Raw genomic sequence first — 23,381 nt, forward strand, 5'->3', positions numbered from 1 at the left:
ACCTGATCCTCGCCCCCTGCCTGCTGCCTCGCCTGCTCCTTTGGCGCAATTTCTTGCACGCCCTGCGGGGCTTGCGCCGATCTGACGCGTGAAGTCGTGACCGCGTTCTGAGCGCAGAGGCAAACGGAGTAGGCTCAGCGCCGGCGGCTCGGAAAGTGACCCCGTTGCCATTCCGCCGTGTGTGCTCAGCGCAAGATAGGCGCCAAGCTGCAAGAAAAATTTCCCATCGGGGGCAAAAGGGAGGCCTTCATGAATCATCGTTGTGCGTTTCGTGGCGCTGTCGCGCCTGTCCATCTTCCGCTCCGTCCGCTGGCCGCGGCGTGCGCGCTGGCGTTGTTCGTCATCGCGAGTGTCGGGCCCGCCTTCGCGCAGGAGGCGGCAACCACTCAGCAGACGGCCCCCGTGGCCGGCTCGGCGGTACCGCAAGACACCGGCAAGACCAAGGCCGGCGACAAGGCCAGGGGTGACAAGGCGCACGACGACAAGAACAAGCCAGGCGCACCGGTGACGGATCTGAGTGGCGTGGTGGTGAACGGAATCAGCAGCAGTATCGCCAGTTCGATGAAGAGCAAGGAGGACGCCAGCAACATCGTCGAGGCGATCTCGGCCGAAGACATCGGCAAGCTGCCGGATGTCAGCATCGCCGACAGCCTGTCGCGCGTCTCCGGCCTGGCAACGCAGCGTGCCGATGGCAATGCCAATGCCATTTCCATCCGTGGTCTGTCCCCGGACTTCGCCGGCACCACCCTCGATGGACGCGAGCAGGCGACGGTGGGTGAGAACCGTGGCGTGGAATACGACCAGTATCCGGCCGAACTGATCAACGGCGTGACCATCTACAAGACCCCCGATGCTGCCCTCGTCGGTCAGGGGCTGTCGGGCACCGTCGATCTGCACACCATCAATCCGCTGGATCTGTCGAAGCGCACCTTGGTGTTCAACCTGCGCGGCGAGCACAACAGCAATGGCTTGCTGAATCCCGGCACCGGTACCGACACCAGCGGTCATCGTGCCAGTTTTTCCTATGTCGACCAGTTCCTCGACCACACGCTGGGCGTCGCCGTGGGTCTGGCGGTGGTCGATCAGCCGGTCCAGGAAAAGCAGTACCAGGCGTGGTGGTGGAGCGCCGACAACGGCAGCGCCGGCATCGACCAGAACTGGGGTGGTCCGCATACGGCGGGCATGCCGGACAACGTGATCTCGCAGGAGGGCATGCAACTGCGGGCGCAGTCGCAGAACCAGAAGCGCAATGGCCTGATGACCGTGCTCGAGTGGGCGCCGAACGACGTCTATTACTCGAAGCTGGACATGTACTACTCGACCTTCAGCAAGCGCAAGTTCACCAATGGCGCGCAATGGTCGAGCAGTCCGTACGACAACGTCTCCTACGACAACGTGCAGACCTCGCCCGGCCAGCCGCTGCCGATCGTCACGGCCGGCACGATCCTCGGCGTCGCGCCGATCCTGCAGAACGAGTACACCAAGGAGCACGACAAGCTCTATTCCATCGGCTGGAACAACAAGCTGTACCTGGGCGACTGGACGCTGATGGCGGACCTGTCCTCATCCAGTGCGCGGGTGAAGCTGCACGACGCCTACCTGTTCAGCGGATTGGCGAATGGCGCCCTGACCAACGTCGCCTTCAACACGCCGAGCGGTTTTGGCTACCCCGATTTCAGGCCGGCAGTCGACCTGAGTGATCCCGCCACGGTGCAATTCACCGATCCGGACAACTACGGCTACGACGGGCGCGAGGAATTTGATCGACAGAACGACACCATCCACGCAATGCGCCTGCAGGCCAGTCATGCGGTCGGCTGGATCTTCAGCAATGTGGATTTCGGCGTGGCTTATTCGGACCGCACCAAGACCAAGCACGCCGACGTGCTCTTCGCCTATCTCAACGGCAACGGATCGACCCAGGACACGTACCAGAACCACCTCAGCGCACCGATCAATCCGGCGCTGCTGCATGGGCCGACGTCGCTGGGTTACGGCGGCATTCCGGGCATCCTCAACTACGACGTGCTGGGCGCGCTTTACGGCAACCAGTTCTACCTGGTGCCGAAGAACGGGCAGGGCGACTGGAGCCGCAATTACACGGTCGAGGAAAAGGTGCCGCTGGCGTACGTCAAGTTCAACATCGACACGCGGCTGGGGGACATTCCGTTGCTTGGCAACGTTGGCGTGCAGTTCGTGCATACCAACCAGTCGTCGCAGGCGCTGCAAACCCATGGCGATACGCTGGTCGGCAGGATCAGCGATGGGTCGTCGTACAACAACGTGCTGCCCAGCCTGAATCTGAAAGCGGAGATCGGCGAGCGGCAGTACCTGCGCTTCGGCCTGGCCAAGACCATGGCACGCGGCCGCATCGATGACGAGAAGGTGGCCACCTCCGCCAGCGTGTCGAAAGTCACCGATGGTCCCGGCGCGGGTCAGGTGTTGTGGTCGGGCAGCGGCGGCAATCCGCAACTGCGCCCGTACGTGGCCGTCGGTGCCGACCTGTCCTGGGAAAAGTATTTCGGCACGGCCAGCTATGTGGCCGCGGCGGTGTTCCACAAGAACCTGCTCAACTACATCTACAACCAGACCGTGCTGGACTACGATTTTTCGCACTACACCAACGACACACCCACCCTGGTGCCGACCAGCAATACCGGCTCGTTCACCACCCCGGAAAATGGCACCGGCGGCAAGATGGAAGGTCTGGAACTGTCCGGTGCACTGGAGGGCGGCCTGCTGACTCCGGCGCTGGAAGGGTTTGGCGCACAGGCCAACTTCTCGCTGACCAACAGCTCGATTCCGCTCAGTTCCATCTCGTCCGTTCCCGGCGGCCCGAAGACCTTGCCGGGCCTGTCACGCAAGGTGGCGAACCTGGCGCTGTTCTACGAACGCTACGGCTTCTCGGTACGCGTGGCCGAACGCTACCGCTCGTCGTTTACCGGTGAAGCGGTGGCCCTGTTCGATCAGCTGGGCTACACGAAGATCCTGGCCAACCGGCAAACCGATTTGCAACTCGGCTATGCGTTCACCGGTGGCCGCCTGGATGGGCTGTCGCTGCTGTTGCAGGTGAACAACCTCACCAACTCCTCCGATTCGACGGTGCAGGTGGCCACCTTGCCCAACAACGTGCCCATGACCCGGCCGCTGGAATACGACACCTGGGGGCGGACCATCCTGTTCGGTGTCAACTACAAGCTGTAGGCTGGATCGCGTGCGTGCGCACGGCGTTCGCGCCGTGCGCGCAAGTTTGCTGGTTCGAGTGAGAGTTTTCGATGATGGGTACCCGGTGTGCAATCCTGGCCTGTGCCAGCCTGTGGATGTTGGCTGCAAGCCACGCTGTGACGGCAGCCGACGTGGCCCGGGCGCAAGCGCCTGCCGTGGTGGCCGGGCAGACGCTCGCGCCAACGCATTACACCGACTGGCCACGGATCAAACCCCGCGCATCGGTGTCCTCCCGGCTGGATGCGCGCGTGCAGGACATCGTCGCGCAGATGAGCCTGGCGCAGAAGATCGGCCAGATGACGCAGGCGGAGATCAAGTCGATCACGCCCGATCAGGTCCGCCAGTTTTACATCGGCTCGGTGCTCAATGGCGGTGGCTCCTGGCCGCAGGGCAACAAGCACGCCAGCGTGGCCGACTGGCTGGCCCTGGCGGATCGCTACTACGACGCGTCGATGGCGGTCGATGCGCCGGTGAAGCTGCCGATCATCTGGGGCACGGACGCGGTGCACGGCCACAGCAACGTGTTCGGCGCCACGCTGTTTCCGCACAATATCGGCCTGGGCGCCGCCCATGACCCGCAGCTGATCCGGCAGATCGGCGCCGCCACCGCGCGCGCCGTGCGCGCCACCGGTATCGACTGGGCGTTCGCCCCGACGCTGGCGGTGGCACAGGATGCGCGCTGGGGGCGTACCTACGAAAGCTTCTCCGACGACGGACCGCTGGTGCGCGCTTATGCGCGCGCCTACGTCAGCGGCCTGCAGGGAGATTTCGGCGACGCCAACGTGATGGCCACCGCCAAGCACTTCATCGGCGACGGTGCGACTGCCCACGGCACCGACCAGGGAGATGCGAAGGCGAGCCGGCGGGACATGATCAACGTGCACGGTGCGGGTTACTACGGCGCGCTGGAAGCGGGCGTGCTCAGCGTGATGGCGTCCTACAACAGTTGGGACGATGCGGTCGACGGGGTCAACTACGGCAAGATGAGCGGCGCCCGCGCGCTGCTCACCGGTGCGCTGAAAGACAGGATGGGTTTCCCCGGTTTCATCGTGTCGGACTGGAACGCGATCGGCCAGTTGCCCGGCTGCAGCAACGCCAGTTGCCCGCAGGCGATCAACGCCGGCATCGACATGGTGATGGTGCCCGACGACTGGCGTGCCTTCATTGCCAACACCACGCGCCAGGTGGGGGATGGCGAGATCCCGATGACGCGGATCGATGATGCGGTGCGCCGCATCGTGCGCGCGAAACTGGTGCTGGGTGGGTTCGGCAAGCGTCCATCGCAGCGTGCCGGGGCAGGCGATTCGCGCTCGCTGCAGGACCGTGCGCTGGCCCGTCGTGCGGTGCGCGAATCGCTGGTGTTGCTGAAGAACAATCGCGACGTGCTGCCGCTCAAGCGTGGCAGCAAGGTGCTGGTGGTCGGCAAGAGCGCCGACACAATCGCGAACCAGGTCGGCGGCTGGTCGCTGACCTGGCAGGGTACCGACAACAGCAACGCGGATTTCCCGAACGCCACCAGCGTGCTTGCCGGCATCCGCGAGGTGGCCGGCGCGGGCCAGGTGACCTACCGAGCGACGACAGCGGGTGTGGACCTCAAGTCGTTCGACGCCATCATTGCGGTGATCGGCGAAACCCCGTATGCCGAGACCATGGGCGACATCATTTCGTCGGCGACGTTGCGCCACAGCGACCGCCATCCCGAAGACCTCGCGCTGCTGGAAGCGGCCGCTGCGACAGGCAGGCCGGTGATAACGGTATTCCTGTCCGGCCGTCCGCTGTTCGTCAACGACCTGCTCAACCAGTCCGACGCTTTCGTTGCGGCCTGGTTGCCCGGGAGCGAGGGTGGCGGCATCGCCGACCTGCTGTTTGCCGCCAAGGCCGGCACGCCGGCGTTCAACTTCTCCGGCACCCTGGCCATGCCCTGGCCGGGCGTGCCGTGCCCCGATGTCGGCGGCGATCGCAAGGCGGCGAACTGGTTGTTCGCGCGTGGCCATGGCCTGCGCTACCCGAGTCATCACGAGTTGCCGGCGCTGCCGCTGCATGCCGATGTCGCCACTTGTGCCCAGGCGTCGACGCTGCCGATCTTCCATACGCTGGCGCAGTCGCCGTTCGCGTTGTACCTGGCGGCGGGTGGCAGTGGCCACGATGCTCACGCCGTGGGCGCGGACCTCAATGCGGTGATCGCATGGCCTGCGAGTCATCCGGTGATCAGCCTGCGCACGGTGCAGGTCAACACGCAGCAGGATGCCAAATCCGTCACCTGGCACGCAGCCGGCCGGTTCTTCGCGCAAAGCCCGCAGCCGACAGATCTGATGCCGTTGGTGGCCACTCATGCCGCCCTGCAGTTCGACGTGGTGATCGGCACGCCGGCCCGCGGCGCGGTCAAGATCTACATGGGCTGCGGCGGGGATTGCCGCCGGACGGTCGACGTCACCCGCATGTTCGCCGCTTACGAGCCGGGCAAACGGCATGCGGTGTCCATCCCGTTGCAGTGCTTCATCCAGCCCGGCGCAGATCTGGCGCATGTCGACGTGCCGTTCGGGGTGCTCGCCGCGCAGCCGTTCTCCGCCGCCTTTGCGAATGTGCGGATCGCTGCCGGGACGCAGCCTGCTGCGGCGGCAGCCTGCCCCGAGACTGCGGCTCGATGATGGTGGGGACAGCGTGGCGCGGGACCACGGCAGTGGATGGCAAGTGTGCCCGCCATGGATGAAAGTCAGGGGGTTGGTCGCCGGACGGCGGTGCTGTCGGTGGTGCTGTTGTCGCTGTTGGCGTTGTGGAGTCTGCACTGGCCGCGTACGCCACTGTTCATGGGGACGATTGGCAAGGTGCTTTCGCCCAGCGGGCCCCGGGTCCAGCTGTGGGTGAGCACGGCTGATCGCCGCCTGCGGCTTGCGCAACAGCCCGATGTGATCGCTGACATGCACGATGCGGGCACGCGCCCGGCTGATGTGGTCGTTGACCTCGGCGGAAAATATCAGACCATGGCCGGCTTCGGTGCGGCGCTTACCGATGCCTCGGCATGGCTGATCCGGAACAAGCTGAGCGCATCGCAGCGCGCCGCGTTGCTGCAGGAGTTGTTCGGTCCGTCGCCTGGGCTCAATTTCAACATGCTGCGCATCACCCTCGGTGCGTCGGATTTCTCGCTGCAGCATTACACCCTGGACGACATGCCCGCCGGCCAGGTCGATCCGGAACTGCAGCACTTCAACGTCGCCGTGGACCAGCGCGATGTCATGCCGGTGTTGCATGACATCCTGGCCATTCAACCTGGCGTGCTGATCATTGCCTCGCCGTGGAGTGCGCCGGCGTGGATGAAAACCAGTGCCAATGTGATCAGCGGATCCCTGCTCGAGCCCTACGAAGCCGTCTACGCGGACTACCTGGTGCGTTCGGTCGATGCATTCCGCAATGACGGCATCCCGATCTTTGCGCTGACCGTGCAGAACGAACCGGCCTTCGAGCCGCTGACCTATCCGGGCATGAATCTGCCTGCCGACGCGCGCGCCCGCCTCATTGGCAAGTACCTTGGCCCCGCGCTGGCCGGGCGCAAACCCCGAACCGTCATCCTGGGCTGGGATCACAATTGGGACATGCCCGATCAACCGTTGAGCGTGCTGGCCGACCCGGATGCGCGAAGCTATATCGCCGGCATTGCATGGCACTGCTATCGCGGTGATCCCAGTGTGCAGAGCACGGTCCATCGCGCATTTCCGCAGAAGGACGTCTATCTCACCGAATGCGCCGGCGGTGACTGGCCGTCTGCGCAGAAGGGCGAATTGCTGCTGTTCGCGCGCAATATCGTGATGGCCAGCATCAAGAACTGGGCGCGTGGCGTCGTCTACTGGAATCTGCTGCTGGACGAAAACCACGGCCCGCACCTCGGTGGCTGCGATGAGTGCAAGGGCATCGTCACGATCGACTCTGGCACCGGCGCGATCAGCCGCAACGACGAGTACTACGCGTTCGCCCATTTCAGCCGGTTCGTGCTGCCCGGTGCCAGGCGGGTGAAGTCCGGCAATACCAACGCCGGTGTTCACCAGGTGGCCTTCCAGAATCCGGACGATGGATCGCTGGTGCTGGTGGCGGTCAACGGCAACCCGCGGCCCAACCGGCTGTCGGTCAGGCAAGGTTCCCTGCGCTTCCAGTACGACATGCCGGCGGGCAGCGTGGCCACGTTTGTGTGGTCACCCGATGCCGGCAGTGCGCCTGCATTGGCGGCAAGCACTGGCCGGCAGCATCAATCCGGCACCCGCTAGCGGCTGCCTGCCTGGCTTCTCTCCCGCGGCCTGGATGCTCCTGACGCCAGCTCATGTGCCGACAGATGATTGGCCGTGATGCTGTCGACATGGTTGCGGTGGTAGACATAGGAGCGATGGCGTAGCCACTGCGTGCGAACGCCGGCAGCCAGCAGTCGCGCCATCAGTGCGGAATCTTCGGCGTAGCTGAGGTCGGGGAATCCGCCTGCCTGCAGGATCGCCTCGCGCCGGATGGTCAGCATGCCCACCCCCATGCAGCGATCCACATGGATCAGTTGGCCGGGGTGAATGCAGCACGGAACCAGCGGATTGCCGACGATGCGCATCGGCGAAATCCAGACATCCGTGGCAGGCAGGGCGGCGATGGCCTGACGACGCAGCACGAGGTGGTCGGGCAGAAGTTCGTCATCGCTGTCGAGAAACACCACCCAGTCGCCCCGCGCGTGCATGAGCAGTTCGTTGCGGCTTGCTGCCTGGCCACGATTGGCATGCCTCCAGCAGCGCAGGCGATCGTCGCGGCGCTTCCAGTCGCACAGTGATGCCCAGGTGCCGTCGGTCGAGCCGTCATCGGCAATCAGGAGTTCCCACGAGGACTCCCGCTGCGCCAGCACCGACTCCAGTGCACGGTCGAGCAATCGAACGCGGTTGTAGGTGGGCACAATGATGGAAAAGAGCGGTGCTGGCACAAGGCTTCGCCAATCCTGTGGAAGAGGGCGCATGCGATTCCGACCGCCACCCTCGGTGGCCGGTCTTTTCGACGCGACTGTGTGTACGCAAATGACGCGTCATTGGATGAGGTGAAGCGGGAAAGGGTGCCGCGCCGACAGACGCACCTCGTTCCGGGCAGCGGGTTCAGGGCGCGGCGCGGACCTTCCCGGGGTTGCGCCTGAGGCAGTCAGGCGTGCTGCCGCATCAGTCCCTGGCATTTTCTGCCGCGACACGCCATGCGGACGCCCACGGAGCTCGACCGGAGGTCGGCATGTCATGGCTGGCCTGAAGGGGATCAGGCGTCGTTTGGCCGGGTCAGCAGTCCGGCCGCGAAATCGGCAAAGGCCCGTACCTTCGACGGCATCTGTCGCCTGCCGTTGGCGATCAGCATGATCGGCGGTCCGGCTACCGAGAAGTCCGCCAGCACGCGCTGCAATTGACCGCTGGCCAGCAGTGGACGAGCGGCCAGCTCATCGACCTGGAGCATGCCGGCGCCCGCGACGGCGGCGTCCAGCAGCGGATCCAGCGAATCCATCAGCACCTTGCCGCGGATGGCGATGCCTGTGGCGCGGCCGCCGATGAGAAACTGCCACGGTGCCGCGGTGCGCTCGCCGACCGGCATGAAGCCGAGGCAGTTGTGGCGCACCAGGTCTTGCGGGGTCTCCGGCGTGCGGGCGCGTTCGAGGTAGGCCGGCGCGGCGCAGGTGATCCAGTGCACGATACCCAGCTGACGCGCGACCAGCGAGGAGTCCTTCAGCTCGCCGATGCGGATGGCGCAATCCCAGTCGCGCCCGATCAGATCGTTGGAGCGGTTCTCCATGGTCAGTTGCACGGTGAGTTGCGGGTACCGGCGCAGGAAAACCGGCAACTGCGGCGCGATGATCCTTCGCCCCAGCACCATCGGCACGTCCACCCGCAATTCGCCGCGAAGCGCCTTGCCGCGCGAGGTCAGCAGGGCGTCCATGTGGCGAATGTCGTCGAGCACCTGCCGGCAGTGTTCGAGGTAGATCGCACCGTCCTCGGTCAGCTTCAGCGAGCGCGTGTTGCGATCGAGCAGGCGCACGCCCAGCACCTGCTCCAGTCGACGCACATGGGTGGTCGCCGTGGCGGGCGACACGCCCAGCTCGGCGGCGGCGCGGCTGAAGCCTTTCAGCGCCACCACCCGCACGAAGCACAGCATGCTCTGCAGACGGTCCATGGATTCTTCAGTGAAACCAAACAGTGATTTCGATGACGCCAGAGTAGGCGCGCAGCTGCCGCGGATAAAGTGTCATGGCGCCTTGTCCATTCCGCCCACCCCGCTGCAACCATCACCAGGGATACCCTCCTCATGCGACGACTCATCATGGCTCTGGTCGCGCTGCTGTCGATCGGCACGGCCGCGCAGGCCGCGCAGCCGCAGGCCACATTCAAGCTGGAAAGCTATCGCAAGACGATAGCCTTGCACGCCACCGTGCACGGTCACGACGGCCTGTTCCTGCTGGACACCGCCGGCGGGCTCAGCTTGATTTCGCCTTCCTTCGCCGGCACGATCGGTTGCAAGCCGTGGGGCAGGCTGAGCGGCTTCCGGATGATGGGCGAGCGGCTGGACGCGCCACGCTGCGATCACGTCGACTTCGATCTGGACGGCCAGAAGTTCCATGCGCCGGTGACCCTGGTATTCGATGTGGCGCCGCTGCTGGCCAAGGATGCCAGCCCGGTGGCCGGCTCCATCGCACTGGATCTGTTCGCGGGCAAGACGATCACCGTGGACATCCCCGGCCGACGCCTGATCGTGGAGTCGCCGGCCAGCCTGCAAGAGCGCATCGCCAGCGCCCGGGAACTGCCGGTGCTGTTGTCACGCGAAGTGCAGGGGCATGCGCTGGCGGCCTCGCTGGGCGTGTCCACCCGCCGCGGCACGCTCTGGTTCGAGCTGGATACGGGCAATGGCGGAACCCTTCTGGTATCGCGGACTTACGCAGCTCTGTTTGGTCTCGATCCGAAAGTCGCGGGGCCGCAGCAGGCCGATTTCCCTGTGGCAGCGGGCTTGCGTGCCAAAGGCACGGCCTTCACGGCGGACATGATCCTGGACGGCAATCTGGGCATGCCCTTCCTGCGCGACAAGGTGATCACCCTGGATCTGCGCTCCGGGCGGCTGTGGATATCCCGGGGCAACCCCTGATCGTGCTGCAAGCTGGTGCAGTCAGACGACCCGCTGCGTCGCCGTGCGTCCGCCGGCACTCAAGCGTGTCTCGGCCATTCGGCGATGAGGGCCCGCATCATGCGTCTTCATCGAGGCGGCTGACCTCGAACACCAGTGCCTCGCATTGCGGGTCCTCGGTGCGGAAGAACGCCAGCCAGCGCGCCAGTCCGTGGCCATCCATTGGTGCCGTCAGCGGCGGCAGGTCGGCTGGCAATTGCGCCAGCGCGGCGACCAGCGCCGCCACGTCGGCGCGGCCGAAGGCGGCCTCGACGCGCGGCGCCGGCAGCGGTTTCGCGTAGGCGCGAAGCAGAAAGGCATCGAGGTCGAGTGGGCCATCAGGCAGCTCGTCCAGACTGGCCATGGCTTCGTTTGCCGCGGCGTCCTCGTCGCGCGATTGCTGTTCGAGGCGGTCGATCTCCTCGTCGGACATCACCGGTGCGGCGAAGTTGAAGACGGTGAGCGCCGCCAGTTCCGGATCGGCCTCGATGCGGTCGGCCAGCTCGTTCAGCGCGATGCGCGACTGCTCTTCGCGCTGCGCCTCGGTGAGCCCGTCATCGGCCGGCGGTTCGGCATGCGCCAGGTCGTCGCGGATCTCGGCCATGACCTGTTGCATCGCCAGCATCGGCAACGCATTGGCATGCAACAGCAGCCAGGAGAATCCGTCGCGGTCCAGCGTCGTCACAGCGCCGAGGCCGAGATCAGCAGGCTGCCGGCGATCAGCAGCGGCACCGGCTGCAGCATGGCGGCGGCCCGCTGCAGTGCGGCGACGCCGACCTGGTTGATGCGGGTAGTCATGGCCTGCAGGATCGCGCGGATCACCGCATCGGTGAGCGCGGCATCGTTGGCGACCTGGATGCAGGCCCAGCGCGCGGCCAGGCGCAACAGGTACTTCAGTCGCTCGCCCACCTCACCCATCAGCTTCACGCCATCGCAGATGACCGCCGCGATCACGTCGACACCGGTGACCGCATCGTAGAAGCCGCGTGCCGCGGCGCGCAGCACGTCCTCGAACAGGGTCAGCAACGCGGCCAGCGTGCTGAGCGTCATCTTCTTGAACCAGCTCATGCTGGCATCGCCCATCAGCGCCTGCGCCAGCTTGCTGTTGGAGTGGTCGCAGGCGGCGGCCAGGCCGCGCACTGCGCTCCAGTTGTCGGCGAGGCGCAGGCTTCTTGCATACGCCTCCATGTCGTGGTTGTCCATCGAGATGCTGGAGTTCGGCGAGTTCAGCGTGAAGTTGTTCGGATCGGTATAAGGCGCCAGCACATGCTTGTAGGGGTAGGTGGCGATCATCGTGATCGGATCGCGGTTGTGCGCGGTGCGGAAGATGTTTTCCTTGCCGATGCGCCGCTCGAACGCCTGGTGCGCGTCGCGATAGCCCACGCGTGGACTGCCAAACGTGTACAGCCGCACGGGACGGTTCAGCGCGGCATAGTGACCGGCGACAAGGGTCGCAATGGCGCCGCCGAGGCTGTGGCCGATGCAATGGATGACGTCGGCCGCCAGGATCGCGCCCTGTTCTCGCTGCAACTGCGGCAGGATGCTGCCGAACGCGTTGGCAAAGCCCTTGTGCACCCGGCCGAAATCACCAAAGCCGGTATGCGCGAAGCGGAAATCGGTGCCGATGTCATACCAGCCCAGTTCGGGTCGCGTGCCGCGAACGGCGATGACCGCGTGGCGTTGCCCGCCACGCTCGAAATGCAGTACATAGCCGAAACCCGAGGCCGTGTTCCAGCCGGTGGTGCCGCTGAAGATCTGGCCCAGTTGCGCGCCGGGGAAACTCTTGCCGACCGAGCTGTTGGTCTTGAAGACACCCTTGGTGTCACCCGAGCCGAGTACCAGGTCCTGCACCTTGCCCCGTGATTCCACGCCGGCCGTCGGTTGCTTCAGCGACCAGTCCTTCAGCGCGAAATAAGCATTGAGGGCAATGTTGGCCGCCTCTTTCGGTGCCAGTGCGAAATCCGCCATGTTCCCCCTCCTTGAGTCTGGTGATTCGTTGCGTGGAAAGTGGTGCGATCAGAGCACGGAGGAAAGATCCAGTGACCAGACCATGCCATCCGGTTGCTTGTCGTTGCGCCGATCGTAGGTGTGCAGCCACAGGATCTTGTCGATGACGATCCAGTCGACCACATTGCCATCGTCGAGGCCGAGCTTGAGTACTTCCAGGCCTTGCGGATGGCGCGGCGAGAACACGAGGATGTGATCGTATTTGCGCACGTAGACCTCGGCGCGCAGGCGCAGCTGATCCGTGCAGTAGAGCAGCAGCGCATGGTTCGGCCCGACATCGCGGGTAGCCAGCAGGTTGTCGACGGTGCCGGACAAACCGTCATAGGTGGCGTCGGAAACTTTGCGGGCCTGATGGGTTTGCCGGTCGTAGACGACGATCGATTGGAGCGCGCGGCCTTTGGAGTCCGCATAGGCCAGCCCCAGTGCCAGCAGCGGGCCGGGCAGACAGCCCACATTGATCGCGCTGGCGGCGATCCAGCTGCCCTGCGCAGGATCGAGCTGGACGGGAATGTTGCGCACAAAGGTCGGCGTGGCGTCGGAGGCCAGTTCCCAGAACTGGGGCAGCCGCACTTCGCTCGCGCCATTGACGATGGCCAGCGCCGGCAAGCCCGGCCGGCTCGCGACGCGGAACGCGTCATGGACCGAACCGGTGAAATCGGGGGGCACGAAACGCGCATCCGGCGGCGTGCCGTCCACGCGCGCCTCGGTGCAGCCGTTGTCGGCAGCTGCGGCCTGCTGCGGGAAGCTTGTCTCGCGCTTGAGCTGCGCGTGCAGCTCGGGCGCCACCGTCGAGGTAAGCGCCTCGGCTTTCTTCTTGAACAGTCCGAACATTCCTGTACTCCCGCCGTCGCCGGCCATGTCGGGTTGGCAGCCTGTGACCAGCAGGCAGATGATCAGCACCTTGCCCAGGGTTCGCCAGCTGCGCCCGGGCATTGTCCGTGCCGACGCAAACGGCGACGTCATCGCAAGCGGGCGATGGGTGGAGTCGATCTTCGAAGGATCAGGCCGTGGACGCATCTCGCCTCCCTGCGGTGGGTACTGGCGGCTGTTCCGCGGGAGATTAGCACGGGCGCGGGTTCTGCCAAGGCGGTCGACCGGGGCGGCGAGGGCACACGGATTTTCGACGCGGGGCGGCGCTTGCGGCATCATCGTTTGCCCGCATTCCCGCTCGCGAAGCCCGGCGAGGCCAGCCCGATGACGACGAACCTGCTTGACCGACCGGTATGGTCCAGCCTGACCTCGGCCCACGCGCCGCTGTCGATCGGCGATGAACTGGCCCGCCGTTACCAGCCGCAGGTCAATCGTTTCGCGTCCGCCCGTGACGACAGCCCGGACGCGCTGGCGGCCCTGGCGACGCTGCTGCAGCCCGCGGAGCAGGTGTTCATCCTGCAGGTGCCGGAGATCGCGATTCCCGCCGGGCTGGTGCCGGTCAAGCTGGCCCGCGGCGTGCAGATGGTGGCGCCGTCGCCGGTGGCGCCGCTGCCGACTGGCGACGACATACGCGCGCTGGATGACCAGGACGCCGACGAGATGCTGGCGCTGGCGATCCTGACCGAGCCCGGTCCGTTCCTGCGTCAGACCCATCGCATGGGCAGTTTCTTCGGCATCCGCGTTGATGGCCGGCTGGTGGCGATGGCAGGCGAGCGTTTCCGTTTCGCCGGTTACACCGAGGTCAGCGGCGTGTGCACACATCCCGATTTTCGCGGCCACGGTTTCGCCGGGCGGCTGTCCCGGCATGTCGCCGCGGCCATCGCGGCGCGCGGCGAAACGGCCTTCCTGCATGCGTGGAAGAACAACGCGGCGGCGATCGCGCTGTACCAGGCACTGGGCTTCGCGTTGCGCTGCGAGGTCAATGTCGCCGTGCTGGAGCGCCGGGACGGTTGATCGGTTTGTGCCACCGATTGAAGGATGCTAGCCTTTTTTCGGCGGCCACACGCGCCGATACCGCCCGCTCCCGCAGAGGGAGCAACCACATGCAAAGGACTGCCCATGCGCACTCTCCGTTCTTCGGTTTCCGTCGTCGTTTCCGTCTTCACGCTCGCTGCCGCGCTGTCGATTCTTGCGCCGGCGGCGCACGCCCAGGCAGGATCGATCCCCGAGCGGATCGAGGCTGCCTACGTGCTGACCAAGCCCACCGCCGACCTGACCGACATCGTCAAGCAGGGCGACGTGCTGGTGCTGGGGAAGGACGACCTCTTCATGTGCGCGATCAGTTCGGCGATTCCGTCGTACAACACCTACAAGGGCGGCAAGATCCGGCAGAGCTTCCTCAACAAGATGAAGTTCTTCACCGCCAGCGGCAATCAGCCGACCGTGCCGACCCGCATGTTCGTCGCCGGCGAGAAGGTGCTGCTGACCGGCGTGGAGATGAAAGAGGATGGCGTGCAGCTTTCGCTGCTCAGCGAAATGATCAACGGCCGCCACTACAAGGCTTTCCTGGTGCTGCCGTTCGCCAAGGGCAGCACGCCGTCGGCGGATGAGGTGATGCAGACGCTGGCGCAGGTGATTTCCGTGCAGCCGGCCAGCCACGACGAGCCGGTGCCCGCGGCGCCTTCGCGCACCCTGGCCATCGGCCAGAGCAGGCAGCAGGTGCTGGCCATCCTCGGCCAGCCGACCACCGTGGTCCAGCTGGGTGGCGGCAAGGAGATCGACTACTTCCCGACGATGAAGGTCACCTTCATCGGTGGCCGCGTCTCCGACGTGCAGTGACACCGCCCGCGGCGCGCGCGGTCGAAGCCTAGAAGATCGACTGCCCGCTGAGTTCGGAGAATCGCTGCAGTGCCTGCGTGCCGGCCAGCGAATTGCCGCTGGCGTTGAGGCCGGGCGCCCAGACGCACACGCTGAACGTGCCGGGCATCACCGCCACGATGCCGCCGCCTACTCCGCTCTTGCCGGGCAGGCCCACGCGATAGGCGAAGTCGCCGACCGCATCGTAGGTGCCGCAGGTGAGCATCAGCGAGTTGATGTATTTGGCCTGGCTGGGCGTGATCAGCGCTGCGCCCTGGTGCTGGCCGTGGCTGGCCAGGTACAGGAAGGCGCGGGCCAGTTCGGTGCAGCTCATCGCCAGCGCGCAGTGATGGAAATAGGCGTCGAGCACATCGGCCGGGTCGTTGCGCAGGTTGTCGAAACTCTTCAGGAAATTGGCCAGCGCCGCGTTGCGGTAGCCGCGGCCGGCCTCCGACGCGGCAATCGCCGGGTCATAGCAGACGTCGCTGGCGCCGCTCAGTAACCGTGCCAGCTCGCACAAGGCAGCCTTGGCATCGCCCATGCGCGAAAGCACCGTATCGGTGACTACCAGTGCGCCGGCGTTGATGAAGGGATTGCGCGGAATGCCCTGCTCGAATTCCAGCTGCACCAGCGAATTGAACGAGGTGCCGGACGGCTCGCGTCCCACGCGCTGCCACAGCCGCTCGCCTTCGTGCTGCATGGCCAGGGTCAGCGTGAAGACCTTGGAGATGCTCTGGATGGAGAACCGCTCGGCGGCGTCGCCCACGCTGGCCACGCGTCCGCGGGTGTCGCAGACGGCCATGCCGAACTTGTTCGGGTCCACCCCGGCCAATTGCGGGATGTAATCGGCCACGCGGCCCTGCGGCAGGGTCGGCGCGATTTCGGCGTGGATCTGTTCGAGGATGGACTGATAGGACATCGGCTGGGACTGGCTGGCAGATGCACCAGCCTAGGTCATCGACTGTCTGCTTTGTAGTCGCCAGGCTTGTCATGTCGACGGCGCAGGGAGCGGGCGCCGTGCATCAAGTCAGGTGTGCCGCCACATGGCGGTGGCACACGCACGTGAGCCGATGCAGAACCCGAAACGCCGGGCTCCGCACCGGTTCCACTTGCCTCACGGCATCTGCGGCAACTCTTCCGGGCGCAGGTCGAATACCAACACCTCGGCATTCCTGCCGGCGCTCAGCTGCAGCGTCTCCGGGTTGCGCAGGCGCACGCCGTCGCCGGCCTGCAGCTTCAGGCCGTCGAGCTCGATGCTGCCGCGGGCGACATGCACATAGGCATGGCGGTTCTTGTGCAGCGTCAGCGTGGCCCTTTCGTCACCATCGAACAGGCCGGCGTAGACGCTGGTGTCCTGCTGGATGCGCAGCGAGCCGTCGCGGCCATCCGGCGAAATGATCAGGCGCAGGCGTCCACGCTTGTCCGCTTCGCTGAAGTGCTGTTGCTGGTAGACGGGTTGGCCGCCGGCGTGGTCCGGCACGATCCAGATCTGCAGGAAATGCACCGAGTCTTCCTTGGAGCCGTTGAACTCGCTGTGGGTCACGCCGCTGCCGGCGCTCATCAGCTGCACGTCGCCGGGCACGATCTTCGAGCCGGTGCCCATGCTGTCGCTGTGCGCCAGCGCGCCTTCCAGCACGTAGGAAAAAATTTCCATGTCGCGGTGCGGGTGCGTGCCGAAACCCTGGCCCGGCGCCACGCGATCCTCGTTGATCACGCGCAGGTCGGAGAAGCCGATCTCCTCGGGGTTCCGGTAACCGGCAAACGAGAAAGTGTGGCGCGAGCTCAGCCAGCCGTGCTCGGCGACGCCGCGGTCAGCAGCCTTGCGTACTTGCATCATGGTGTTTCTCCTCGAAAGATGGGATGGCGGGGAGCCCGGCTCCCCGGTGAAACCGAAGCGATCAGGCGAGCTGGCTGCGGCGCAGGCGCAGGGCGTCCAGCGCGAAGTCGCCGGCGCCATGCACCGCCACCTGCAGCAGGCCACCGCTGATGGCAAGGTTCTTCAGGAAATGGGTCATCTGGTTCGGGTCGGCGAAGTGCGCATGGAAGGCGAACGCCGTGGCCACGGTAAAGCCTGCCATCAATGCCGCCACCACGCGGGTGCGGTAACCGAGCAGCAAGGCCAGGCCAAGGCCAACCTCGACCGCCACGGCAATCAGGTAAGCCAGATCCGGCAAGGGCAGGCCGGCGGAGACGATGTAGGCCTTGGTCGCCGCCGGCGCGGCCAGCTTGCCGAAGCCGCTGATCAGGAACAGCGAGGCCAGCAGCGCACGCGCTGCGGCGGGAACGAAGGACGGTTGACGGTTCATCATGGCGGCGCTCCGAAGTAGGGAATGCAGCCGTTGCTGCATCTGGGGCGAGATATTAAAGTCGCCTTTGGCTTCAATAAAGACGCTGCGGCGCTTAATACTGTCAACCAGAGAGAGACAATGAGCCAGCTCGAAGACATGCGGATCCTTGTCGAAACCGTGGATGCGCAAAGCTTTACCGCGGCGGCCGATCGGCTGGGACTGTCCAAGCAGTTCGTCAGCAAGCGCATCGCCGCGCTGGAGAGACGGCTGGGTGCGCGGCTGCTGCTGCGTTCCACCCGGCAGTTGCGGGTCACCGACCTGGGCCTGGCCTATCACGAACGCGCCCAGCGCATCCTGCAGGAGGTGGATGCCGCCGAGCAGATGATCACCAGCCAGACGGCGACGCCCCGCGGCGTGTTGCGGCTGAGTGCACCGATGAGCTTTGCCACCTTGCACCTGGGGCCGCTGATCCCGGCTTTCATGCAGCGCCATCCGGACGTGTCGGTGGAACTGGAACTCAACGACCGCACGGTCGACCTGATCGGCGAGGGTTACGACATGGCCGTGCGCATCGGCACGCTGGCCGACTCCAGCCTGATCGCGCGACGGCTCACCGCGGTGCAGCTGATCACCTGCGCCAGCCCCGACCATCTGCGCCAGCGCGGCGTGCCGACGGCACCGGAGCAACTCGCCGCGCACGCCTGCCTGCTCTACGGACACAACCGCCATGGCGAATGGACGTATCGCGTCGGCGAGCGCACGCGCAAGGTGGCGGTGAGCGGGCCGATGCGCGCCAACAATGGCGAAATGTTGCGCGATGCGGCAATTGCCGGACTGGGCATGGTCAGCCTGCCCGATTTCATCGTCGCCGACGCGCTGGCGGATGGACGGCTGGTGGAGGTGCTGCAGGCCTTTCGTCCCGAGGGATTCACCGTGCATGCGGTATACCCGCAGCATCGTCAGTCATCGCTGCTGGTGCGCGCCTTCAGCGACTTCCTGGTCGAGCGCTTCAGTGGAGCAGGTGCGTGATGTTGCACGCCCTGGATCAGTCCGGCACTTGCTGGCGCAACTCCCGCCGCAGCACCTTGCCCACTGCCGTCTTCGGCAGGCTGTCGCGGAATTCGATGCACTTCGGTTGCTTGTACGCGGCCAGATGCCGGCGGCAGTGCGCACGCAGTTCGGCCTCGTCCAGCGCAGGGTCCTTGCGAACCACCACCAGCCGCACCGCCTCGCCGGTCTTCTCGTCCGGCATGCCGACCACGCCGGCTTCCAGTACGCCGGGATGCATCGCCACCACGTCTTCCACCTCATTGGGAAACACGTTGAATCCCGACACCAGAATCATGTCCTTGCGACGATCGAGCAGGAAGTAATAACCGTTGCCGTCGACCCGCGCGATGTCGCCGGTGCGAAACCAGCCGCCGTCGAAAAAGGCGACACGGGTTTCGCTCGGTTGCTGCCAGTAGCCGGTGGTGATGTGCGGGCCGCGTGCGCACAGTTCGCCCGCTTCGCCGTCGGCCACCAGCCTGCCGTCGTTGTCGCGCAAGCTGATTTCCACGTCGGCCAGCGGCAAGCCGATCGAGCCCACCGGATTGCCTGCATCCCAGCGGTTGAAGGTGATCGCGGCACTGGTTTCGGACAGGCCGTAACCCTCGACCACGTCCTTGCCCGTCAGCGCCCTCCAGCGTTCGGCGGTGCCGCTGCGCAACGCGGTGCCGCCTTGCAGGCAGAGCTTCAGGCCGGAGAAATCCAGCTTGGCGAATTCCGCCGAATTGAGCAGCGCGTCGTACAGCGTGTTGACGCCGGCGAACGCCGCCGGTCTGACCTTGGCGAAGGTGGCCACCAGTCCGGGGATGTCGCGCGGGTTGGTCACCAGCACCGAGTGGAAGCCGTGCGTCATGTTGTACATGAGGCTGCTGTAGGCGGCGATGTGGTACATCGGCAGGCAGACGAGCACCGTGTCGGTCGCCGGATCGAGCCGGTGCGCCAGCCATTGCTCGGCGGAGGCCACGTTGGCGATCAGCGCCGAATGCGGCAGCACTGCACCCTTGGACAACCCGGTGGTGCCGCCGGTGTATTGCAGTTGCGCCGTGTCGTTGGCGCTGGCGTGAGCCTGCACGCGTGGCAGTCGACGGCCCTCGCTGATGGCGCGGGTCCAGCGCGCGGCGCCGTCGATGCGAAACGGTGGAATCATCTTGCGGACGTGCTTCAGCACCAGGTCCACCAGCAGCGACTTCGGCCACGGCAGCAGGTCGCCCACGCGCGTGGTGATGACGTGCCGGACGGTGGTGCCTTCCAGCGCCTCGGCGGCCACCGCGCCGAAATTGTCGAGCACGAGCAGTGCCGCGGCTGCCGAATCGACCAGTTGGTGATGCAATTCCCGGGCGGTATAGAGCGGGTTGACCAGCACCACGACCAGGTCGGCGCGCAGGGCACCCAGCACGGCGACCGGGAACTGCAGCAGGTTGGGCAGCATGATCGCCACGCGTTCGCCGCCGGCCAGGCCCAGGCCCTCACGCAGATAGCTGGCGAAGTCGCTGCTCAGCCGCTCTACCTCGCCAAAGGTCATCGTGTGATCGAGGTTGCTGAAGGCCGGTCCCGTGGCGTGGCGCCGGCATGCGTCGATCAGCATCTGCGGCAGCGTTTGCCCGCTGTCGAACGCCGCGCTCGCCACGTTGCGAAAGTCGGGCTGGATCAGCGCCGACGGCTTGTTGCTGCCGAATGGATTGAGCACTTCAGCGTCCCCCCCGCTGTGATTTGCCGACACGACATCCCCGCCACCGAAGCTACCTTACGATGCCGGCTGCCCTTGCCACAAAGCGGGCGCGCGGCCTGTGCTTGCAGCTCCGCCGCTTTCAGCGAAGGCTGGCGGAATTACCTGAAGCTATGGTCGGCGCCAGAATCCGGCATGCAATGAGCAACCGGCTGGCTGCGCAGTGTCGTTCGCGGCCCCCGGGCACGATCAGGCGCAGCAGGCCTGCGGGCGAGGGGACGTGCGGGCCGGGGCGACCTGGTAGCGCTGCGGCGGCTGATACATGGCGTAGAGGGAGCGGTCCTCGCGCTCGAAGCATTGGCGCAGCATGTCCGCGATGCGTTGCAGCTCTTCGACCAGCGCCGTCCCGTTCTCCTCATGGATGCCCAGCTCGCTGTAGCGGGTGAGGAAGTGCGTGGTCTGGCGTGAGACATCAGCGGCCTCGCGGCGCATCTCGCGCATCAGCTCCCGTTGCTCCGGATCGGACTTGAGGCAGCAACCCAGATAGGTGTACAGGCGCAGGTTCTTGTCCAGCAGGTGTTCGTTGAACGTCAAGCGGAACCGGCGCAGGCAATTTCCAGCCTCGTCGAACTTCGACGCCCGAGCGGCGCTGCCGCTGCGCGCAAGCAGGTCTTGCAGGGCGATGGCGTGGTCGCGCAAACGCTGGATGAGCCGGCTGTCATAGTGGAGCTGGGTGCCAGGCGCCACCTGCTGCTCCGCAAGCTGGTCCTCCAACGTCACGTCGAACGTCCCGTCCTGCGGTTTTCTGCTGAAGAACTTCATGGCTCGATCTCCCTGGAACGATCTTCGTGCCTGCCGGGGTTTCCACGGCTGGAATCACCGGCAAGTCCGATAGCGCAAGCTCTGCATTCCGGCGCCGGTGACCATGGCTGTACGGCTATGCTCGCCGCGCCTCGCTGCATGACCGGGTAATGCAGAATGTGTGCCAGTTCACAAAATGACGGCTGGTCGACGAAGCGGGAACGTCCGCACAGTCGTGGAGGAGCGCTTGGCAAGCGCCGGAATCGCCGCCGCCACAAGGTTTGTCGTGGCGACAACTCCCGGCTGGCGGATTCGTCTTGCCGCCGGCGTCAGGCCGGTGCGGAAGACCTTGCCGGTGCAACGAATGGCCTTGCGGTGCTGATTTGTGGCGCTTTGTGACATGCGGTGGGGCGGATGTCTCGCCTGGCCTGCCTCGACCCGCGACGCGGGCGGTCATCGGTCGGGCCGTGGTGCTAACTTTGGCCACTTGCCCCTGATCGCTGGAGTCCGTCATGCCCGTTTCCATGCCCCGCCGGTTGCCCTCGCGCCTGAGACATGCGCCGACGACCCTCTTCGCGGCCGTGATGCTGGCCCTCGCTGTCGGCAACGTACGGGCGCAATCGCCGGGCACCGACCAGGTGCCGCCGCCGCAGGACACGCCGTATCCGGGCACGATCGCGTTGCATGTCGACGCCAGCGATACCGTGCAGGGCATCTTCCGCGTGCACGAGACGATCCCCGTCGCGGCCGGCCCGCTGACCCTGCTGTATCCGCAGTGGATTCCCGGCGACCACTCGCCGACCGGTCCGATCGCCATGCTCGCCGGCCTGCGGCTCAGCGCGGGCGGCAAGCCGATCATGTGGAAGCGCGACAAGTACAACGTGTACGCGTTCCATCTGGACGTGCCGGCCGGCGTCTCCAGCCTCGAGGCGCAGTTCGAATACCTGTCGCCGCGCAACGACGGGTTCGAGATCACCGACCGCATGATGGACATGGAGTGGAGCAAGCTGTCGCTGTATCCGGCCGGGCACTTTTCGCGCGCAATCACCTTCGCACCCAGCGTGACGCTGGCGCATGGCTGGCAGCTGGGCACGGCGCTGGAGACGTCCTCGCAATCGGGTAACACGACGACCTTCAAGCCGGTGACGTTCAACAACCTGGTCGATTCGCCGATCTACGCGGGCCAGCATTTCAAGCGGGTCGACCTCAACCCCGGCGGCAAGACGCCGGTGCATCTGGACATCGTCGCGGACGCGCCGAAGTACCTGGAGATGAGTCCCGAGCAGCTCAAGGTGCATCGCGCGCTGGTCACCCAGGCGGTGAGCCTGTTCGGCTCGCATCACTACGACCACTACGACTTCCTGTTCTCGTTGTCGGATGTGCTGGCCGGCAACGGCACCGAGCATCATCAGTCCAGCGAGGACGGCATGGACGCGGACTACTTCACCGCGTGGGCCGACAACGCACCCAACCGCGACCTGCTGGCGCACGAGTACGTGCATTCGTGGAACGGCAAGTTCCGCCGACCGGCCGATCTGTGGACGCCGAATTTCAATGTGCCGATGGGCGATTCGTTGCTGTGGGTGTACGAGGGGCAGACCCAGTACTGGGGCTTCGTGCTGACCGCGCGCTCGGGCATGTGGACGCCGCAGCAGTTCCGCGATGCGCTGGCGATGGTCGCGGCGAATTACGACCGCAACCGCGCCGGCTTCCAGTGGCGCACGCTGGAGGACACCACCAACGACCCCACCGCCGCGCGCCGCTCAGGCTTGCCGTATCGCAGCTGGCAGATGAGCGAGGACTATTACAGCGGCGGTCAGATGCTGTGGCTGGCGGTGGACGCGCGGATTCGCGCGCTGACGCATGACGGCAAGTCGCTGGACGACTTCGCGCGAGCATTCTTCGGCGTCGATGACGGCAGCTACGTGACAAAGACCTATACGTTCGACGATGTGGTGGCGGCCCTGAACGGGGTGGCGAAAGACGACTGGGCGACCTTTCTGCACGCACGCGTGGACACGTTGAATCCGCCGTTGACCAATGGCCTGGCGGGCACCGGCTGGAAGCTGGTCTACACCGACCAGCCCACCGCCTACGAAAAGCAGTACAACTCGCGGCCGGAACCGTCGCGCCACTTGTACAACTTCGCCTGGTCGATCGGCCTGACGATGAACGACAAGGGCCAGGTCAACGACGTGCGCTGGGGCGGCCCGGCCTTCAAGGCCGGTGTCAGCACCGGGGCCACGCTGGAGGCGGTGAACGGCCAGACCTATTCCACCGAGGTGCTGAAAGATGCGATCGCGGCGGCCAAAGGCGGCAAGACACCGATCCAGTTGCTGCTGAAATACCAGGGCGGCTATCGCACGGTGCCGGTGGACTACCACGAAGGCCCGCAATACCCGCACCTGGTGCGCGTCGAGGGCACACCGGATTATCTGAGCCAGATCATCGCGGCACGCAAGTAGGGCGGGTGTTTT

General features: G+C 65.6%; 18 protein-coding genes. 8 read left to right on the plus strand and 10 right to left on the minus strand.

Annotated elements, in window-relative coordinates; all coding sequences use genetic code 11:
* Positions 1–249 precede the first annotated feature (249 nt).
* The 3 genes from ACQGNJ_RS01565 to ACQGNJ_RS01575 all read left to right on the plus strand — a co-directional run bounded on the left by ACQGNJ_RS01565 (position 250) and on the right by ACQGNJ_RS01575 (position 7,481).
* A complete protein-coding gene (locus ACQGNJ_RS01565; protein WP_426687471.1) occupies positions 250–3,204 on the plus strand; it encodes a TonB-dependent receptor in 2,955 nt (984 codons plus the stop codon).
* Positions 3,205–3,356: 152 nt separating this feature from the next.
* Positions 3,357–5,873, plus strand: a complete 2,517-nt coding sequence (locus ACQGNJ_RS01570) for a glycoside hydrolase family 3 protein (protein WP_426687472.1) — start codon at positions 3,357–3,359, stop codon at positions 5,871–5,873.
* A 54-nt stretch (positions 5,874–5,927) separates the two neighbouring features.
* Positions 5,928–7,481 carry a glycoside hydrolase family 30 protein gene (locus ACQGNJ_RS01575; RefSeq protein ID WP_426687473.1) on the plus strand — a complete coding sequence of 518 codons (1,554 nt, stop codon included), beginning with the start codon at positions 5,928–5,930 and terminating at the stop codon, positions 7,479–7,481.
* Here the strand turns inward: ACQGNJ_RS01575 and ACQGNJ_RS01580 are convergent.
* Together ACQGNJ_RS01580 and ACQGNJ_RS01585 are read right to left on the minus strand one after the other, a co-directional pair.
* Entirely contained in the window at positions 7,478–8,167 is a 690-nt protein-coding gene (locus tag ACQGNJ_RS01580) for a glycosyltransferase family 2 protein (protein ID WP_426687474.1), read from the minus strand. The genes ACQGNJ_RS01575 and ACQGNJ_RS01580 overlap by 4 nt on opposite strands.
* A 317-nt stretch (positions 8,168–8,484) precedes the next feature.
* Positions 8,485–9,387, minus strand: coding sequence for a LysR family transcriptional regulator (locus tag ACQGNJ_RS01585; RefSeq protein ID WP_426687475.1), 903 nt, complete (start codon positions 9,385–9,387; stop codon positions 8,485–8,487).
* A gap of 132 nt (positions 9,388–9,519) precedes the next feature.
* On the opposite strand from ACQGNJ_RS01585, the gene ACQGNJ_RS01590 reads away from it, so the two are divergent.
* The gene (locus ACQGNJ_RS01590; protein ID WP_426687476.1) at positions 9,520–10,350 is read left to right on the plus strand and encodes a hypothetical protein; all 831 of its coding nucleotides are present in this window, start codon (positions 9,520–9,522) and stop codon (positions 10,348–10,350) included.
* A 97-nt stretch (positions 10,351–10,447) separates the two neighbouring features.
* Here ACQGNJ_RS01590 and ACQGNJ_RS01595 read toward each other — a convergent pair whose 3' ends face one another.
* The 3 genes from ACQGNJ_RS01595 to ACQGNJ_RS01605 are packed head-to-tail and all read right to left on the minus strand — an operon-like array spanning position 10,448 to position 13,521.
* Positions 10,448–11,053, minus strand: a complete 606-nt coding sequence (locus ACQGNJ_RS01595) for a hypothetical protein (RefSeq protein WP_426687477.1) — start codon at positions 11,051–11,053, stop codon at positions 10,448–10,450.
* Complete coding sequence (locus ACQGNJ_RS01600) at positions 11,050–12,336, minus strand: lipase family protein (protein WP_426687478.1); 1,287 nt, start codon at positions 12,334–12,336, stop codon at positions 11,050–11,052. The genes ACQGNJ_RS01595 and ACQGNJ_RS01600 overlap by 4 nt, the downstream gene beginning before the upstream one ends.
* Positions 12,337–12,384: 48 nt before the next feature.
* A complete protein-coding gene (locus ACQGNJ_RS01605) occupies positions 12,385–13,521 on the minus strand; it encodes a hypothetical protein (RefSeq protein WP_426687479.1) in 1,137 nt (378 codons plus the stop codon).
* A 48-nt stretch (positions 13,522–13,569) separates the two neighbouring features.
* Here ACQGNJ_RS01605 and ACQGNJ_RS01610 point away from each other — a divergent pair, with 48 nt between their 5' ends.
* Both ACQGNJ_RS01610 and ACQGNJ_RS01615 read left to right on the plus strand, forming a co-directional pair.
* Positions 13,570–14,259, plus strand: coding sequence for a GNAT family N-acetyltransferase (locus ACQGNJ_RS01610; protein ID WP_426687480.1), 690 nt, complete (start codon positions 13,570–13,572; stop codon positions 14,257–14,259).
* Positions 14,260–14,364: 105 nt separating this feature from the next.
* On the plus strand, positions 14,365–15,084 hold the full coding sequence (locus ACQGNJ_RS01615; protein ID WP_426687481.1) for a hypothetical protein: 720 nt from the start codon (positions 14,365–14,367) through the stop codon (positions 15,082–15,084).
* A 28-nt stretch (positions 15,085–15,112) separates the two neighbouring features.
* Here ACQGNJ_RS01615 and ACQGNJ_RS01620 read toward each other — a convergent pair whose 3' ends face one another.
* The 3 genes from ACQGNJ_RS01620 to ACQGNJ_RS01630 all read right to left on the minus strand — a co-directional run bounded on the left by ACQGNJ_RS01620 (position 15,113) and on the right by ACQGNJ_RS01630 (position 17,411).
* Complete coding sequence (locus tag ACQGNJ_RS01620) at positions 15,113–16,021, minus strand: glutaminase (protein ID WP_426687482.1); 909 nt, start codon at positions 16,019–16,021, stop codon at positions 15,113–15,115.
* 195 nt (positions 16,022–16,216) lie between these two features.
* On the minus strand, positions 16,217–16,939 hold the full coding sequence (locus ACQGNJ_RS01625; protein ID WP_426687483.1) for a pirin family protein: 723 nt from the start codon (positions 16,937–16,939) through the stop codon (positions 16,217–16,219).
* A 61-nt stretch (positions 16,940–17,000) separates the two neighbouring features.
* Positions 17,001–17,411: a DoxX family protein gene (locus ACQGNJ_RS01630; protein WP_426687484.1), complete on the minus strand. Its 411-nt coding sequence runs from the start codon at positions 17,409–17,411 to the stop codon at positions 17,001–17,003.
* A gap of 117 nt (positions 17,412–17,528) precedes the next feature.
* On the opposite strand from ACQGNJ_RS01630, the gene ACQGNJ_RS01635 reads away from it, so the two are divergent.
* Positions 17,529–18,419 carry a LysR family transcriptional regulator gene (locus ACQGNJ_RS01635; RefSeq protein ID WP_426687485.1) on the plus strand — a complete coding sequence of 297 codons (891 nt, stop codon included), beginning with the start codon at positions 17,529–17,531 and terminating at the stop codon, positions 18,417–18,419.
* Between the two features lie 16 nt (positions 18,420–18,435).
* Here ACQGNJ_RS01635 and ACQGNJ_RS01640 read toward each other — a convergent pair whose 3' ends face one another.
* Together ACQGNJ_RS01640 and ACQGNJ_RS01645 are read right to left on the minus strand one after the other, a co-directional pair.
* Positions 18,436–20,124 (minus strand): AMP-binding protein, encoded by a 1,689-nt coding sequence (locus tag ACQGNJ_RS01640; protein WP_426687486.1) that lies wholly within the window; start codon positions 20,122–20,124, stop codon positions 18,436–18,438.
* 228 nt (positions 20,125–20,352) lie between these two features.
* Positions 20,353–20,925, minus strand: a complete 573-nt coding sequence (locus ACQGNJ_RS01645) for a hypothetical protein (RefSeq protein WP_426687487.1) — start codon at positions 20,923–20,925, stop codon at positions 20,353–20,355.
* 503 nt (positions 20,926–21,428) lie between these two features.
* Between ACQGNJ_RS01645 and ACQGNJ_RS01650 the strand changes: the two genes are divergently transcribed.
* A complete protein-coding gene (locus tag ACQGNJ_RS01650) occupies positions 21,429–23,369 on the plus strand; it encodes a M61 family metallopeptidase (RefSeq protein WP_426687514.1) in 1,941 nt (646 codons plus the stop codon).
* Positions 23,370–23,381 lie beyond the last annotated feature (12 nt).

This window comes from Rhodanobacter ginsengiterrae, assembly GCF_050026815.1.
In the GTDB taxonomy this organism is placed as follows: domain Bacteria; phylum Pseudomonadota; class Gammaproteobacteria; order Xanthomonadales; family Rhodanobacteraceae; genus Rhodanobacter; species Rhodanobacter ginsengiterrae.

What these genes read in the sequence shown, in the direction of transcription:
- ACQGNJ_RS01650 (WP_426687514.1), top strand. Translation starts at nt 21,429, where the DNA reads ATGCCCCGCCGGTTGCCCTCGCGCCTGAGACATGCGCCGACGACCCTC.
- ACQGNJ_RS01635 (WP_426687485.1), top strand. Translation starts at nt 17,529, where the DNA reads ATGAGCCAGCTCGAAGACATGCGGATCCTTGTCGAAACCGTGGATGCG.
- ACQGNJ_RS01610 (WP_426687480.1), top strand. Translation starts at nt 13,570, where the DNA reads ATGACGACGAACCTGCTTGACCGACCGGTATGGTCCAGCCTGACCTCG.
- ACQGNJ_RS01625 (WP_426687483.1), bottom strand. Translation starts at nt 16,939, where the DNA reads ATGATGCAAGTACGCAAGGCTGCTGACCGCGGCGTCGCCGAGCACGGC.
- ACQGNJ_RS01645 (WP_426687487.1), bottom strand. Translation starts at nt 20,925, where the DNA reads ATGAAGTTCTTCAGCAGAAAACCGCAGGACGGGACGTTCGACGTGACG.
- ACQGNJ_RS01620 (WP_426687482.1), bottom strand. Translation starts at nt 16,021, where the DNA reads ATGTCCTATCAGTCCATCCTCGAACAGATCCACGCCGAAATCGCGCCG.
- ACQGNJ_RS01630 (WP_426687484.1), bottom strand. Translation starts at nt 17,411, where the DNA reads ATGATGAACCGTCAACCGTCCTTCGTTCCCGCCGCAGCGCGTGCGCTG.
- ACQGNJ_RS01590 (WP_426687476.1), top strand. Translation starts at nt 9,520, where the DNA reads ATGCGACGACTCATCATGGCTCTGGTCGCGCTGCTGTCGATCGGCACG.
- ACQGNJ_RS01605 (WP_426687479.1), bottom strand. Translation starts at nt 13,521, where the DNA reads ATGCCGCAAGCGCCGCCCCGCGTCGAAAATCCGTGTGCCCTCGCCGCC.
- ACQGNJ_RS01575 (WP_426687473.1), top strand. Translation starts at nt 5,928, where the DNA reads ATGGATGAAAGTCAGGGGGTTGGTCGCCGGACGGCGGTGCTGTCGGTG.
- ACQGNJ_RS01600 (WP_426687478.1), bottom strand. Translation starts at nt 12,336, where the DNA reads ATGGCGGATTTCGCACTGGCACCGAAAGAGGCGGCCAACATTGCCCTC.
- ACQGNJ_RS01565 (WP_426687471.1), top strand. Translation starts at nt 250, where the DNA reads ATGAATCATCGTTGTGCGTTTCGTGGCGCTGTCGCGCCTGTCCATCTT.
- ACQGNJ_RS01615 (WP_426687481.1), top strand. Translation starts at nt 14,365, where the DNA reads ATGCGCACTCTCCGTTCTTCGGTTTCCGTCGTCGTTTCCGTCTTCACG.
- ACQGNJ_RS01585 (WP_426687475.1), bottom strand. Translation starts at nt 9,387, where the DNA reads ATGGACCGTCTGCAGAGCATGCTGTGCTTCGTGCGGGTGGTGGCGCTG.